Origin of the sequence: Nodosilinea sp. FACHB-141 (assembly GCF_014696135.1) — a bacterium.
Lineage (GTDB): Bacteria > Cyanobacteriota > Cyanobacteriia > Phormidesmidales > Phormidesmidaceae > Nodosilinea.
Genome location: NZ_JACJPP010000011.1, coordinates 802,265 through 816,965 on the forward strand (window position 1 = coordinate 802,265; position 14,701 = coordinate 816,965).

Here is a 14,701-nt window from a genome sequence, read left to right on the forward strand (position 1 = left end):
GGCCGATCGCCCGAAGTGGCTACCGGCTTGAATAACTTAGCCGAGTTGTACCGTGTGGGTGTGAGATACGGCGAGGCAGCCCCCTCTATATATTATTTGACTGTTTCCAGCGACTAGCAGCCCTTACAGCTAACACGGTAAGGGCTGCTAGCGACGATTAATCGATCCACACTCGCTTCATCAGAACTGTCATGACTTCACCCACTTTGCCGGTGGGTACTGGTGGACACCAGTCGTTAGCTTCAGCAAAGCGGCGGCTGTGTAAATCATGGATGACGGCTTTTACCCCTTCGGGAGAGCTGGTAACGGTAATGCGAACGGTTTCCTGATGGGGCTGGATTTCGGGAGCAGGATGCTCAAGGGGGTGTATAACTTCGGATTTTGCATCAGTGGCCTGGAAACTAGAGATCATAGTGGACACTCATTGGCTTACATTTGCCCATCCTATATCCGATGTACGCCATTAAGTGTCCATTTACGACATTTCTTCCCTCTGAGATCATTCAGAGCATGGGAAGAGCAGGTTATGCCTTGAAAACGGTTCTAGAGACCTACGACATCAGCCAAAACAAATTGGCGACCCTGCTGGGCGTGCGTCGGTCGGTTGTGTTTCGGTGGTTTCACGAGCAGCGTGACCCTACGGCGGAGACGGTCTCTGAGATCGTGAAGGCGCTAAATTCTGTAAATCCTGAAGCGGCTCAGGAGTTTGTGAAGCTCTACCTGGGAGAGTTAATCAAACCTGAGGATTTGGAAGGCTGATTCCAGGGACTATGCCTCCATTTGAGAATCAACCGTTTGGAACACACCGAGTGGTCGAAGCTTACTCACTGCCACCACCCTTATACGACTTCCCACAATAGGGACAGAACCGGAACTTGAGAGAGGCGATAGGTTCATGACAACCTGAGCAACGATCCTGCAACTTGCTTCCACAGGCGAAGCAGTGCTTTGAGCGTGGCGTCGTCCACATCGGATCGGGTGAGGTTCCGGGCACCCAACACTGGGGGCAGAACTTGAGGACTGCTATTTCCTCCACAGTCCTTCCCTGACAGACCGCATCTAGATACTCCACTGAAATACCCAGAGCATGGGCCAGACCGCTTTTAGGCTTCTGCTTTAGCCGTGTGGTTTGGCCGCGCTCCATCTTGCCTACACTTTGAGGATGAATCCCAGCCTTCTCCGCTAACTCTTTTTGGCTCAGGCCCAGGCTCATCCGCACCCGCTGCACATACGCTGCAAGGGTTTCTCCAGGGGTTGGAGCCAGGTTTTGAGATAAAAAATGCATTGAGGTATAGATAAAAGGGTTTACCTAAAAGCTATCTTAACCGCAAAGTAAAGGTGATTAATTGAAATGAAAACGGTCATTACCTTAGCTGGTGTTTCGGTAGAGTTCTTACAACGCCCAGGACTAGAAAAGAGTACCCAGCGCTCCTATGAGTCCGCTTTGATGCCCCTCTTGGAGGAGTACGGGCAGATGCCGATTGAGATCATGACCCGGCAAACGTTGCAGGACTATCTCAGCGAGTTGCCTAACCTGGCTTACACCACCCACCAACGGCACCAAGCCACTATCCAGGCGTTGTTCAACTTCGCGGTCGAGCAAGGCTACATCAAAGCTAACCCAATCGCTCGATTGAAGCGGCGGAAGCCTGACCGGGAGAAAGGTGAGCATGGTACGGATGACGTGATCCGCTACCTGACCCCGGAGCAGCTTAAGGTCTTGTATCAAGTGGTAGCGCCAAATTTGCGGATGAATGCGTTGGTTCATCTGCTGCACCGAACAGGGGCCAGGATCGCTGAGGTACTGGCTCTTGATTTGGAGATCATGAACCTAGACCAGCGAAAGTTTCAGGTGGTTGGCAAAGGCAACAAACGGCGGTGGTGCTTCTATAGCGAAGACGCGGCTCGGGTTCTAGAGCACTATTTAAGATACGAACGACACTCAGGTTGTTTAGCCCTGTTTACGGCTCAGCAGCCCTTTACGCTGGAAGTAAGCCGGATGGGCTATCGCACGGCTCACCAGGATTGGACGGATTTAATCGCCCAAAGCTCAGAGCTAGAGGGTATTCGGATGCATGACCTGCGTCATACCTTCGCCACCGAACGAGTAGGACTGATGGGAATCGAGGAATTGAGAGCGTTAATGGGGCACCAGAATATTCAGACCACCTTGCGCTATCAAAAGGTAACATCGCAGCGAGCTGAAACAGTCGCTCAAGAGGCGCTTGCTGCGTTGCTCAAAAGCTAGTTATTTATCTACTAAAAGCGCTATTAAATAAATATGGGCGCATAGCGATTAATCCTATATACTCCTACTGATGCAGAGTATGTACAGTACTCTGCATCAAGAAAGTGAGACCAAAAGGATCGCTAACAAAAAACGTGGTGGATGGATCCAATTGAGTCAGAAATAATCATGCACTGGAAATTCAATGCATGTTGCCGGAGAACACGAATATAGGGGTCAGCGTCCACAGTCCTTACTGAGGCAGATTAGACATTGAAGGCGCTGATCCATTGGCAGATAGCATTGCAGCTTGAGATGCGCCGCTGAAGCCTGGTTAGTGAGACGTTTATTCTCAAGGAGAAAACCACCTCACGTTCACCTCGGCATTTCTGAGGTGTCTAACCTAGTGTTTTAACTTGCTTTTGCTTCTTGCCCATAGACCTAAAGGGCATTCCACAGTGATGACATTCACCTTTTGCCCAAAGGGATGGGATTTGAAAGGGTTTCTTGCAGCAAGGACACTTATTCAAAAGCTGTAGATGATGGCGATCGCATACTGGAGTCTCTGCCTTATACTGCCAATCTATGCGATGGCAAGGAACTTCGGAATAACAAGCCCCACAGAGCAAGATAGGTCTAGGCTGCATAGATCTGCCTTTCTGAGGCAGCATTGCTTCCAATAGGGTAAAATCCATTCTGCATAAAGCGGCAAGCATCTCTAGCGATTCGTTTTCAGGAAAAGGATTAAAGTAAAGCTTCTCCCAACGGGAAACAGCCGCACCTACCCCAATTAATTGTCCAAGGGCATATCCCGATGACAGAGTATTAGCTTTAAGGTGACGAAGACGTCCAAGAAAATGGCTTATGCTTTCATTTTTGTAGGGCTGTACAGGAACTAGCCTTGGTAAAGAATCAAAATCTCTGCATCTCGTCAACTTACCACCTCTACCTTATCCCTCTTTTCGGGATAAACACTTTTGTCCGTATCGATCAGTTATCTTCCGCAAAATTTCAGGATCAACTTTTCTATGCCCACTTTTCAGAGAGTGAAGAACGGCCTTAGTTAAAATTTTAATGAGAGAGCCCATTCTAGCTCCGGTGCTTGAAGCCAGATTTGCAAATAAGTCACTTTCCAGATTAGATTCTTCAGGTAACGCGAGAATATCTAATTCTATTGTGCGCAATGTCATCTTAAAGTCATCTTCTTCAAGTTTATCAAACTCAAAGAGAGATGGAAAAGTAGATATGAGATCATACAACTCTAAACTGTCATCAAGCTCACTACTACCGACCAAAGCTATAGGGACGCCCGACTCCTCGTGAAGTTGCTTTAGATCCAAAAAAGCTTCTTTCTGCAAGTTTTCTGCATTGTCAATAATGATCAGCTCAACACCAAAAGGTTCGATACAACCTACTAATCGAGGTCGCAAATCTTGTCGTTTACCTTTGGATGCTGCATGATTAATATCTTTCAATATCTGAGAGAATAGTCTCTTAGAACTTGAGTTTGACCATGCTTTAATGCAAGAGACTCGTTTGTAATCTTCCTCTCGGTAACACGACGATGATCGGCTTTTCCCTATATCCCGAGGGCCAATTACCCGCCCACACTGCTTGACCAAGCGAAGTTCATCGAGCCATCTGAAATATTGAGATGCTCGGTGTGTGGGGATAAACGCCGTTCTAAATAGCTCCTCAATCTCCGCAGTCTTAGCAAGAAAATCGGTTATATCGAGGGCTGAAGGCAGCACCTCTACAGGGACATGTGTTACGAGCTGCGAGTTTGTCATGTTACCAGATCTTCTTTAGCTTTTTATCTTTGGGAATAATTAGTCTGTGACGCTTGCCTTCGTCTATGTCTCTTTTTTCACTAGCCTCAGGGATGGCAGATGTTTTATTCACTTGAGAAGTCTGCATAGCCTGAGCTGGCTTATCCTGAGAATAATCAATGCGTTCAGGCAGAAGCTCAGGCAGGCTTGCAGCGTTAGAAGACTTAGTCTTCCGCGCCTTTCTTAGCTCAACTACTTTTGAATTCTTTTTTCCTTTTTCTCTTAACTTTTTCTGTTCTGAACGCTGCTGCTGTTTTTTATCCTGCTTTCGTTCCTCAACCAGCTTTTTGCGTTTGTCTAAAGCTAGTAAGGCATCATAATTTGAATGGCTGCGCTTAGCTTTGTTCTTCTCTTTATTTAGCTGCTCCAATTCGTCCAAACTCAAATCCTGCATATCCATGTTGATAGCATGAGCATGACCAATAAATTCCTCATCTAGGCTATAAACAAGCATAGTAAGCACATGGTCGGGATCATAATGTAGATTAACGTATTTACCTCTCCACGGCCTTAGCTCCTCACAACGATAACTGTATGTTTTGAAGGTAACAGTTCCGTGTTCTTGGACAGTTACTTGTGCCTGCTTCATTAAACAAATATCAAGCTCTCGCTCGTCGAGGGGCTCCGGCAGTTTACTGCCCATACCTATGAACCAACGTTCATAGCGGGTAAAGCGCTTATCGTCGGGATAAGTTTGATGGTTATAATCGTCACAAAAATAACCTGCTAGTATCTTATCCAGATCATCAATGGTTAAGCAAGCCTCTTTTTCTGCCTTCTCTATTTGCTCTTTACCGGCCCTGCTGGGTTGATATCCTAGTAATGCCGCTAAGACTTGCGTATTAATCGTCCCAAATAGGCGCTCAACAATTGCTCCTTGATTAGGTCTATCTCGCAATTCACACTGGAACCCTAGTTTTTTGCCAATAGCCTTAACATGTTTTGAAGCACTTAAATCTTTACCACCATCCGTAAAGAAATATTGTAGGGGAGGACCATAAATATTCCATTCTTTCTCTAACTTATACTCTTTAGGATAGTCTTTAGGAAGACTAGCATGCCTAAGGGCAAGTCCCACTTCATAAGCCCCTGGCTGCTTATGCCAAAGATGATAGCCGACCAAGCAGCCAGAAAAAGTGTCTACAACTGTGGTTAACCAAGGTCTCCACTGTAGAGTTTTGCCATCAGTCCCTACAATCCGAATGTCTAACTTTGTGTGATCACACTGAATAATTTGGTTACTGAAATTGGCTCTAATAAATTGACCATTTCGCGTTTCAACCACAAGCCAAGAGCCAGAGCCGGGGTTGCGGATTTTCTTTTTCCTTTTTTGTCGTTCGACGAGAGGCTTCAAAATTCGGTAAATAGTTGCTGGGTGCGGATAGTCACCTTCTTCCTTTCCTAAATCGACTACAGCATGTCTTTGAACCTCACGCACAATGTCAGCAGGTTTGAGCGGATGCTTATCCTTTAGGCTTTTCTCATACACTTCCGGAATATAGTCCTGCCAATACTCTTCGACCCTATGAGTTCCCTTGTCGGCGCGCTGAACTCCCCCCTCTTCCTGAAGCTTATCTTCAAAGTACTGATTTAGTAATCGCTCAACTTGGCGAATTGACATCTGAAGCGTTTCTGCTAATTTCTTCTTCCTATCGGACTTTACCTTTGGGTTAGGCGACTCAGCCAACCACTCAACCAACCTATATCGCAACCGATGAAGATCCGAGGCTTCAATGAGGACGCGAGAAGGATCCGTGCTGAAGGCCTGATCGCTCAAAAGAACTTCATCTAGAAATTGAGAGTCAGGATCTGTGACTTCAAATTGACCTTTATCCATACGAAGTACTCAAGAACCAGCAGTTTGGTACAAGAGTACCATCATGCTTTCGCAATGGCTAGCCATTGCGACAAAGATTTTGCGAACTTTTCCAATACCAAATTTGGTGGTGCATTTTAGTAAAGGACAGGGAAAAAGGTAGGGTCTTCCCGTTCTGACAGCTTCTCTCTGACTCGGCGATTGTAAGCATGGATGAACGTCCAGATGGCCCCGATGTGATTCTCTAGCTTCATGGAGAAGGACAACGTCTTCCTCATCGACCGAGAAATTCGCTGCCTCAGCGTGCTATTGCAGACAACGAGTTGGTTAGGACAGTGTTTTGAAGGCATCGTCGACGGCATCCCAGAGATGGTCAAAGGTACTTAGGGTTTTACGTAGGTGATGTTTCAAGCGGGCCCAGAACTTCTCAATCTTGTTGAAGTCGGGGGAGTAAGGCGGCAGAAAGAGGAAGGTGCATCCGGCCTGTTCAGTCAACGCTTGGGTGCGATGAGACTTGTGGAAACTGGCATTGTCCATCACCACGACCTGCCCCGGGCTTAACTCGGGCACCAAGTACCGCTCGCCCCAAGCGTCAAATAAATCGGTGTTGCAATAGCCTTCAAAGGTCATCGGGGTCACCACGGTTCGATTTCGCCAGCCTGCAACCATGCTGATGCGTTGAGTGCGATCGCACTTTTTTAGAGACCATTCTCGCAATTGTATTGGGTTGAAGTCATGGTGTTGAAGGCGATGGCGATTGTTTTAACCGTACACCTCAAACCTCATCTCTCTCGGCGGTGTTTTCATTGGGCGGGGAGTGGGGGGATGAAGGCGGCGGTGCGAGAGGTGGCGACAAATGTTGCAGATCACCCATTTGTGTTTCGCACTGATGTGAAGGGCTACTATGCCAGTATTCATCACAAGATTCTTATGGGAATTGTGGGGCGTTATGTGCGAGATGAGGCGGTTTTGGCGTTGCTCTGGGGCTATTTACGGCGGTATGTCAATGATGGGAGAAAGTTCATCGATATTAAGGGGATCTCCTTGGGGTGTCCTTGGTCGCCGTTGATGGGGGCGCTGTATCTGAAGCCGGTCGATGACTGGATGGCGGAGTTGGGCTGCTTTTATGTCCGCTTTATGAATGACTGGGTTGTGCTTGCGCCGACGCGGTGGAGGCTACGGAAGGTGATCAAGGCGGTGAATGAAGTGATGGCGGATCTCCGGGTTGAGCAACACCCGGATAAGACGTTTATTGGGAGGGTTGCACGGGGGGGTGATTTTTTGGGGTATTGGTTTACGACGGAGGGGTTGGGGCTTGCGACGAAGACGGTGGAGAGGTTTGCTGAACGGGTTTCTCAGCTGGTAGTGTTCTAGACCTGTGTATTGGTTGTTAGATAGGTCGCCCGAATTCAAAGCGGTTGATGAACAGTCCAATCACGGTGTCATGCATCAAGACAGACTTAGAGAAGCAAATAGTTTTGCGCGCCAGCCGCTTGATCCGAGTCCTCAAGGTTAAGTGTTTTCGTTCAATGCGCTGAGTGTTCATTTTACTAACCGTATGGTGTTCAGGCTTAAGCAACCGTAAGTAAGTCCCCCATCTATCGGTGTAAAACTGCTGGATGCCAAAGGGTGTGAGCAACGTCATGAGCGCTGAGAGGGAGACATCTTCGTGCGGTGCTAGAACATAGGCCAGCACAACACCTGTTTGATGGTCGATGGCATGCCAGAGCTATCGTTGCTGCCGCTTTGCTCGCACGAAGCTCCACATCTCGTCCATTTCCACGTCGTCTACCCGCACGATCAGGGCTGCGGTGGGAGGCGTTGGCGTCTGCTCTAACAAGGCCCGGTTAACCGGCTCCAGATGCCGATGTTTTTTTTAGTTTCTCAATCACGGTCGTTGGGCTAACCTTCAGCACCCAAGCCGTATCGCGAATACCGCTGCCATTCATCGCCATGTCACTGATTTGTCGTTTGACCTCAGGCAAGTAGCCTCGGTAGGTGTAGTTGCGGATGAAAGAGGCACGCGAACACTTGGTGTTGCTGCAGCGATAGCGCTGCTTGCCTTTATTGCTTTTGCCATTTTTGACGACATCAAGGGTATGATACGTCGGGCAGTCAATGGGTTCGAGAACCATGAGTAGAGAACGGGTTTGGGACTCTTCATATTTTGTTCCAATACACAGGTCTAGAACACTACCCTCAGCTTTATGAGCAAGGTGCGGGGGAGAACCGCATTGAGGAATACGTTCGACGTTGGTAGCGGTGGGTGAGAACGGGGGTGGACGGGTTTTGGAGGGTTGGCTGCGATTGGTCTTGGCTTTGCGATCTTGCGTCCCTTAGAAGGGGTTGAGTGGGTCACTGTCCGATTGGAGAGGAATGCACCCTACAAGATGGCGATCACTACTGCAACCTAGCTCCCTCGGTTTCCGCAGAGTTCGCATTACCCCCGCGAGGATCTACAGATCTTGTAACAACCCTTTGTACCACTCCACTATCACTTTTGCTATTAAATTACTGTCAGTCGCTCCCTCCGTCGTGGTCGATCGGCATGCAAGACCTATCAGGTCCTCCACTAGCGCTTCCATCTGGGTTTGATCTGCTACGGGTAACGATGGCCTGTGTGGGTCCATATCCAGCGATCTGTCATTGCTGTTTCGAATCATCCTCCAAGCCTCGTCCCTGGTAAGCGGGGGGGTAATTTGCCCTCGGCTGTCACTTGCTTCGATCCGTTGTCCAACGCTTCCTGCTGCGTGCTGGTAAAACAGGAACTCTACGACCCCACCCCGGTTAACAATCTCGAAGGTGTGCTCGCGCGGTGGTTTGTCTTGCTCCTGTATCGCCCACCCTTCTTCTGCCGTTGAGTATAATGCGTCTGAAGTGTAGGCTGTGCACCCCGCCCCCCGGTCCTCTCCTTCCGGCGCAGTCCTCGGGAATTGTCCCGCCGTCCTCTTTCCCGCATCCGCAGCCTGTACTCGGTGGATCTTATGGTCCCCTCCCCCTCGGTTTGCGGCGCTTCCTCGGTTGGGGGGTAGTTTGGGGAGTCCGATTAGTTTCTTGGGTTCGACCTTTACCGACTCGGGTTTACTAAGGTCTCTTTCGTAAGCTTTGGGCTCTGTCTCAGCCTTCATGAGACGGAATCTCTCCGCCCGGACGGCCGAAACTTGCCCGAAGCCCGCTTCTTGTCCCTGGGGTGAAAACCTTGGCTGCTCTGGTCCCTGGTCGTGCGCACGAATGGGTGGTAGTTTGAGGGGTTCGATTGGTTTCTTGGGTTCGACCCTTACCAACTCGGGTTTACTAAGGTCTCTTTCGTTATCATTGTGCGCCTTACTCACCTTCCGCGGACCGCGAATTTTCTCAAGCAAACGAGATAAAGCCAAGGGTTCCTTGACGCTGCCTTCTATCTCCGGTTTCACCCTCGGTTTCGCGCTCAGGGCGTCTCCTACCTGTGGCCGGGGGTGAAGAAGGTTTAATGGATGGGACTGAGGAGCTTGAAGTCGAGGAAAAACCTGTTTCGCCACTCGATCGGCTTCCTGCTCATAGTTATCTTTCGGGGCCCCGGTCTTCGGCTTTTCCTGAGTTTGAAGCAGGGTCGATGCTACTCCTAACTCTCTTGACAACCCCGAAAATTGCGGTCGTTTCAGGATGTCATGAATCTGCTCAATTGCAGCACTGTCTTCCGGTTGTTTTGCCAACCGCGAAGCAGACATCGGTCCTCCCAGCGTTCTCTTTGCTGCGTTCCCCTTTCCCCGGCTCTGGTGCAAAAAAACCATTATTACCGCCTTCTATAAAAGTGACTAAATTTTGGTGAATGAGGTGATGGCTGACCTCCGGGTTGAGCAACACCCCGATAAGACGTTTATTGAACGGATTAAACGAGGGTTTGATTCTTTGGGGTATTGGTTTACTCCGATGGGGTTGGGGATTGCGTCGAAGACGGTGGAGAGGTTTGCGAACGGGTTTCTCAGCTTTATCAGCAAGGTGTGGGGGAGAACCGCATTGAGGAATATGTTCGGCGTTGGTGGCGGTGGGTGAGGAGTAGGGTGGGTTTGCTGTTGGGGGTAGTAACCCGAATAGTTGGGGAGAAATCAATTCTAGAAGTTGGGTTGAGGCACGAAGCCTAACCTACGATGCGAGCGCACACTCTGCAATTTGTTTGGTGGTAGCTAGCCCCGTAGTGTGTTAGTGATCGCACAACTCCTCTGAGGATTTTTTTATTCTCGATTTCTTTCCTTTTTATACTTTCAATTCCGCTCTTTTGACATTCAATCACTACCTGCGTTCTCTCCCCTCTTTCCCTCTCTCTTCCTTTTCACTCCTTTTCACTCCTTTACCCCTCGTCTTCACGCTTTTTATTTGTCTTCCTCCATGATTCCCCTTGTTCTCCCACTTTGTTGCCTGTCCACACCTCTCCCTTTTTATTCACCCTAGTCTTCCATATACTGTCCTTCTTTTGCTCCCTTGCTAATGCGAATTCTGCATCTAATAGGAGATTCATTATCTCATTAACGTCCTCCTCGTAATTCGTCCATGTCCCTCCCTGTCGTTCTCCTTTTGCTCTACTTATATCGCCTTTTTGCTCCTCATCGTCTAGCGGGTCTTTTCCTCTTTTTGGTTTTCCTATAATCTCCACAATCTTTTTATCTACCTGATAGTAGATCGCAGAGATTTCATTCAACGATCCATCTTCGTTATATACCGGATCAATGTCACTTTCTCCCTTCTTGCCCTGTGGCGATGCTTCCTTTTTTTTATGTGCCGGATCGTCTGTACGTTTTTTACCTTCCGGCCCCCATACCAAATTTGAGCGCAAACTGAACAAACTATTTCTATTTTTTTGATCGTTTAAACCGTTGTCGCCTACTTCTGTTTCTTCCCTTGAAAATATCTTTTTATATGCTTCCTGGCCTTCTGTTTCTAGTAGTTGGTAAAAACTTTCAATTTTTGTTCGGGATAAAATATGGTGGATGTCGTCTGCAATTCCCCGCTTACGCATTCTCTCTAGTTCTATTACATGTTGTAAATGTTCATACTCTTCTCGCTCCGCTGGCGATATATATTCCCATAACTCATCTATCGCTGCATCACCATCTCTCTTCGGGTCTTCGACCTCTCGCATTGTTGCCAGTGCCTGGCCTCTAATCGCTGCTATTCGTTTATTTACCTTTTCAAGTTCCTGTTGATTTTGTTTTCGTGCTTCGTTTTCTAAAGTTTCAGATTTCCATCGTTGGATGATCGGGCTAACTACATGTTGAGTTCGCCCTTTGTTTGCTTCTGTTGTTTTCGTGCCGTCTATCCCCATTCTTTTTGTTGGGGTTTTAGGTTGCTTGTACTCTTCTGCTTTTTCTGCCATCCGGTCCGCCTCCCCTTCTAAAATGCGGTCTTCATTTATCTGTTCCCCCTTCATCTGCTTTGTCGGTTTTACCCTTCCCTGCTTCTGTTGGACAACGTGCCATGCTTCGTGGAGTAAATGTTTCTCTTGTCCAGGAGCTACATGAATCTCTGTCCCTTGGGTGTAAGCTAGTGCCTGTAACGGGGCAGGTTTGGGCGAATTGTAATGAACTCTGATATCATCAAGGGAATATCCCGATAGATTTTCTACCCCGACTTTTAGATTATCTGGTAATCCTGTTTTATTGGGGATTTCTACTTCTTGCTCATACCTATCCCCAGCCGCCCCGATCGTCAGCTTTGCCTGAATTGGAAACTGCGACGATGCTACTCCTAACTCTCCTGACAACCCCGAAAATTGCGGTCGTTGAGAGATGTCATGAATCTGCTCAATTGCAGCACTGTCTTCCGGTTGTTTTGCCAACCGCGAAGCAGACATCGGTCCTCCCAGCGTTCTCGCTGCTGCGTGCCTCTTTCCCCGGCTCTGGTGCAAAACTCTCATCATTACAGCCCTCGATAAAAGTGACTAAATTTTGGTGACTGAGGTGATGGCTGAGCTCCGGGTTGAGCACCACCCCGATAAAACGTTCATCGGCATGATTAGGCGAGGATTCGATTTTTTGGGTATTGGTTACTCCGGAGGGATTGGGGATTGCACTGAAGACAGTGGAAAGGTTTGCTGAACGGGTTTCTCAGCTTTATGAGTAAGGTGCGGGGGAGAAGCGCATTGAGGAATACGTTCGGCGTTGGTGGCGGTGGGTGAAGAGTGGGGTTGATTCGTACTTCGGTGATGGCAGTTGTCGGTTAGGGTGCGGGGTATGCTGCCGCTTATGCGACCGATATGCACAAGTGATCACTCTCTTTCCCTCTGGGTTGGTGCGTTACTTCGATAACGCACACCAAAAAAAGCCAACCGCTTTAAAAGGTGATTGATCGCACTCGGATAGATACTTTTTACGCCTTGTACACTCGGTTCTTAATACCCCCGTCCTGCTACACTGCTACTTACCTCTCTTTCGCTATTCTCCCATCACGTAATCTTCATCAAATTCTTGTGGTACCGCCGACTTTCTAACTCCTACCATGGGCTTGAATACATGGGCGTAGAAGTCGTACTCAAACTTGCTCATCATCTCCTGCTCGTTCTGCACCGTCAAGCTCGTTTTCTTTGCCTCATGCTGTATCGTTAATACGATCTTCTCCGCAACCCATAAGTACTTTCCTCTTCCGTCTGGCGTTAGCGTCGCTTTCGCGGTGACATTTACCGGGTTGTGGGCGAAGATACCTTGCTGTGAACAGTATTCCACGATCGTTTTCTCCAGGGGAATCATCTGCGTGTTCATGTCATATGTTCCTGCCACCAGATTCCCCACCTTGTTCGCGCCTCCTATGGCGCTTCCCACCAGATGCAGCCACTCCCATGTATTATTCTCTGCATCCTCTATTCCTACAGTCCTCGCATAATTGTATGCTGACATTCCGCCCATCGCGACGTCCCTAGTCACTGACTCATCGCCCCGTCTGCATGGCGCAGTAAGCTGCAACATACTCGTCACTTCGCGACTATCACTTTCCTTGATCGCTGGTTTCCCAGTACCTGCGGCCGCGTTTTCACGGACACCTCTCATGGCCGTTCGTTTTCCATAGTACCTAGTCATGGCTAGCATTGGCTGGTCGAGCAACAATTCTAGTCCCTTGAACTTGTCCGCATGTACCTTCTTTACATCTGCCTCTTTCTCACTCGGATATGCCCAGATATCATTGTCCTCTGCCAGATTCCTTATCATGGCATCGTCTGAGAACACAAACCCCACGCCGTTCGATACCGCTCGGCTCCGCACATTGAAATTTTTCGTTTCGCTCCCTAGCTCGGCCAATCTGGCCAACGCGTCCTTTTTCAGCTTTTCTGCTCCCCCAGCTTCGTTCCCATAATCTATAACGTAATAGCCTTTCCCTGTTTCCAGATAGTTTATTAATCCTTCTAACTGTTCTTTTCCTAACGACTCGAAGCGCACCTCCCTCGACATGTCCCCCGCCTGGATGCGCCGTGTGCACTGCACCTTAGCGCTCACCCTGGCTTGCATGCTCTCCTTCCGTCCATCTGCCCCCTTGTTCTGTACCTCTTCTCCGCTTTGCTGCACCACATGAGTCAACTCATGGGCAATTAACTCCTGCCCCCCTTTACTCCCCGGATCATACGCCCCCTGCCGGAAGAACACATCCTGCCTCGTCGTAAATGCCCTCGCCTGAATCGACCGATTCAACTTGTCTGCCTTTGTATCTGTATGAACCTTCACCCCACTAAAATCCGCCCCCATTGCCTGCCCCATTGACTGTTGCAGACCTGCATCTAAAGCCTTGCCATTTCCTTTAGCACTATTTATATCCTTGTCCAGATCCATTGAAGCTTCCCCTATTGCGATCTCGTCCATTCGTAATAGTGAGCTATTCTCTGGTTTTGCCTGAATTTCTTCCTCTTCCGGGGCTTCGGTTCGCTGTACAGACTGACCCTGAGATGGTTGGGGAGAAACGGGGGCATTAATTTGTTGTACCACCTGGGATGCTACCCGATCAGCTTCCTGTTCGTACTTGTCATTCGGTTGACCGATTGTCAGCTTTGCCTGAATTGGAAACAGCGACGATGCTCCCCCCAACTCACCCGATAACCCCAAAAACTGGGGTCGTTGAGAGATGTCATAAATCGGCTCAATTGCAACACTGTCCTCGGGCTGTTTTGCTACCCGCGAGGCAGCTGTCGTTCTTCCTAGCGTTCTCGCTGCTGCGTGTCCCTTTAACCGGCTCTGGTGCAAAACTCCCGTCATTACAGCCCTCAATAAAGGTGACTAAAAACTGCCCCGCCCCATAGCGGCAATCTTTCCAATCTTAGGTTCGAGCGCCCCAGCAAAAACAAAGATTCGCTAAACTTCTAAGCCGTTTTCACTTTGCTCGTTGTTACAATCTTCAACTGGTTGCCATAGGAACTTTGCATCATATCCCCCTGCACCAGTACCTTCTTTTGCAACTTGGTACTCTTTGCCGTCAGCTTCACCGTTTCCTGCCCCGTTACCGGCACTGGTGGTCCAGAAGGGGGAGTCTGAACCCCCGTAAACATAAACTTGCATTCCGCCTCATAAATCACAGATTGCCCCCCCACCTTCAGCTTGGGGTATGCCTTCACCTGTACTGGCAAGGCCGTCCAGGCCCCAGTCTGTGCAGGTGAGTAGGGCATTGCACCTGGTACAGCAACCACGGTTCCTTGAAGAGCGATCGCCTTTCCCATGATTTGAACCTTTTACTGAAGCCAGTTGTTTATCCTCGACACCTGCACTGGCGATACCCAAGCTATTGCATCGAAATCAGCCCTCACTATACTCACGGTGAGACAAAACTATGTCAGGATGAAACGAAAGTTTTAGTCTAGCCTGCAAACTTCATCAACCA

12 protein-coding genes and 2 pseudogenes are annotated in these 14,701 nt (G+C 48.8%); 3 read left to right on the forward strand and 11 right to left on the reverse strand.

The genetic code is table 11. The features are described from left to right. Window positions 1-157: 157 nt before the first annotated feature. Window positions 158-412: a hypothetical protein gene (locus tag H6F59_RS12035; RefSeq protein ID WP_190699474.1), complete on the reverse strand. Its 255-nt coding sequence runs from the start codon at window positions 410-412 to the stop codon at window positions 158-160. Between the two features lie 98 nt (window positions 413-510). Between H6F59_RS12035 and H6F59_RS12040 the strand changes: the two genes are divergently transcribed. Then, window positions 511-759 (forward strand): helix-turn-helix transcriptional regulator, encoded by a 249-nt coding sequence (locus H6F59_RS12040; RefSeq protein WP_190699477.1) that lies wholly within the window; start codon window positions 511-513, stop codon window positions 757-759. Between the two features lie 61 nt (window positions 760-820). Here H6F59_RS12040 and H6F59_RS27635 read toward each other — a convergent pair whose 3' ends face one another. Beyond that, window positions 821-1,285 (reverse strand): double zinc ribbon domain-containing protein, encoded by a 465-nt coding sequence (locus H6F59_RS27635; RefSeq protein ID WP_190699480.1) that lies wholly within the window; start codon window positions 1,283-1,285, stop codon window positions 821-823. Between the two features lie 66 nt (window positions 1,286-1,351). On the opposite strand from H6F59_RS27635, the gene H6F59_RS12050 reads away from it, so the two are divergent. Continuing rightward, the gene (locus tag H6F59_RS12050) at window positions 1,352-2,248 is read left to right on the forward strand and encodes a tyrosine-type recombinase/integrase (RefSeq protein WP_190699483.1); all 897 of its coding nucleotides are present in this window, start codon (window positions 1,352-1,354) and stop codon (window positions 2,246-2,248) included. 929 nt (window positions 2,249-3,177) lie between these two features. Here the strand turns inward: H6F59_RS12050 and H6F59_RS12055 are convergent. From H6F59_RS12055 to H6F59_RS12070, 4 genes and pseudogenes are all read right to left on the reverse strand, one after another. Further along, window positions 3,178-4,017 (reverse strand): AAA family ATPase, encoded by an 840-nt coding sequence (locus H6F59_RS12055; RefSeq protein WP_190699486.1) that lies wholly within the window; start codon window positions 4,015-4,017, stop codon window positions 3,178-3,180. A 1-nt stretch (window position 4,018) separates the two neighbouring features. Then, window positions 4,019-5,893, reverse strand: a complete 1,875-nt coding sequence (locus H6F59_RS12060) for a Mu transposase C-terminal domain-containing protein (protein WP_190699491.1) — start codon at window positions 5,891-5,893, stop codon at window positions 4,019-4,021. A gap of 116 nt (window positions 5,894-6,009) precedes the next feature. After that, window positions 6,010-6,183, reverse strand: a pseudogene (locus H6F59_RS12065) (IS1 family transposase); the annotation flags it as partial. Between the two features lie 16 nt (window positions 6,184-6,199). Further along, window positions 6,200-6,607 (reverse strand): annotated as a pseudogene (locus H6F59_RS12070) (IS630 family transposase); the annotation flags it as partial. Between the two features lie 90 nt (window positions 6,608-6,697). On the opposite strand from H6F59_RS12070, the gene H6F59_RS12075 reads away from it, so the two are divergent. Then, on the forward strand, window positions 6,698-7,246 hold the full coding sequence (locus H6F59_RS12075) for a reverse transcriptase domain-containing protein (RefSeq protein WP_242021397.1): 549 nt from the start codon (window positions 6,698-6,700) through the stop codon (window positions 7,244-7,246). Window positions 7,247-7,262: 16 nt separating this feature from the next. Here the strand turns inward: H6F59_RS12075 and H6F59_RS27640 are convergent, their stop codons facing one another. From H6F59_RS27640 to H6F59_RS12095, 5 genes are all read right to left on the reverse strand, one after another. Then, complete coding sequence (locus H6F59_RS27640; RefSeq protein WP_348251247.1) at window positions 7,263-7,568, reverse strand: IS1 family transposase; 306 nt, start codon at window positions 7,566-7,568, stop codon at window positions 7,263-7,265. Between the two features lie 151 nt (window positions 7,569-7,719). Continuing rightward, on the reverse strand, window positions 7,720-8,007 hold the full coding sequence (locus tag H6F59_RS26415) for an IS1-like element transposase (protein WP_242021398.1): 288 nt from the start codon (window positions 8,005-8,007) through the stop codon (window positions 7,720-7,722). Between the two features lie 2,192 nt (window positions 8,008-10,199). Then, window positions 10,200-11,699: a DUF4157 domain-containing protein gene (locus H6F59_RS12085; protein ID WP_199325736.1), complete on the reverse strand. Its 1,500-nt coding sequence runs from the start codon at window positions 11,697-11,699 to the stop codon at window positions 10,200-10,202. A gap of 580 nt (window positions 11,700-12,279) precedes the next feature. After that, the gene (locus H6F59_RS12090; protein WP_190699504.1) at window positions 12,280-14,082 is read right to left on the reverse strand and encodes a DUF4157 domain-containing protein; all 1,803 of its coding nucleotides are present in this window, start codon (window positions 14,080-14,082) and stop codon (window positions 12,280-12,282) included. A 104-nt stretch (window positions 14,083-14,186) separates the two neighbouring features. Further along, on the reverse strand, window positions 14,187-14,540 hold the full coding sequence (locus H6F59_RS12095) for a hypothetical protein (protein ID WP_190699509.1): 354 nt from the start codon (window positions 14,538-14,540) through the stop codon (window positions 14,187-14,189). Between the last annotated feature and the right edge of the window lie 161 nt (window positions 14,541-14,701).

Coding starts and splice junctions, on each gene's coding strand:
- H6F59_RS12035 (WP_190699474.1), bottom strand. CDS start 412: ATGATCTCTAGTTTCCAGGCCACTGATGCAAAATCCGAAGTTATACAC.
- H6F59_RS12040 (WP_190699477.1), top strand. CDS start 511: ATGGGAAGAGCAGGTTATGCCTTGAAAACGGTTCTAGAGACCTACGAC.
- H6F59_RS27635 (WP_190699480.1), bottom strand. CDS start 1,285: ATGCATTTTTTATCTCAAAACCTGGCTCCAACCCCTGGAGAAACCCTT.
- H6F59_RS12050 (WP_190699483.1), top strand. CDS start 1,352: ATGAAAACGGTCATTACCTTAGCTGGTGTTTCGGTAGAGTTCTTACAA.
- H6F59_RS12055 (WP_190699486.1), bottom strand. CDS start 4,017: ATGACAAACTCGCAGCTCGTAACACATGTCCCTGTAGAGGTGCTGCCT.
- H6F59_RS12060 (WP_190699491.1), bottom strand. CDS start 5,893: ATGGATAAAGGTCAATTTGAAGTCACAGATCCTGACTCTCAATTTCTA.
- H6F59_RS12075 (WP_242021397.1), top strand. CDS start 6,698: ATGAAGGCGGCGGTGCGAGAGGTGGCGACAAATGTTGCAGATCACCCA.
- H6F59_RS26415 (WP_242021398.1), bottom strand. CDS start 8,007: ATGGTTCTCGAACCCATTGACTGCCCGACGTATCATACCCTTGATGTC.
- H6F59_RS12085 (WP_199325736.1), bottom strand. CDS start 11,699: ATGTCTGCTTCGCGGTTGGCAAAACAACCGGAAGACAGTGCTGCAATT.
- H6F59_RS12090 (WP_190699504.1), bottom strand. CDS start 14,082: ATGACGGGAGTTTTGCACCAGAGCCGGTTAAAGGGACACGCAGCAGCG.
- H6F59_RS12095 (WP_190699509.1), bottom strand. CDS start 14,540: ATGGGAAAGGCGATCGCTCTTCAAGGAACCGTGGTTGCTGTACCAGGT.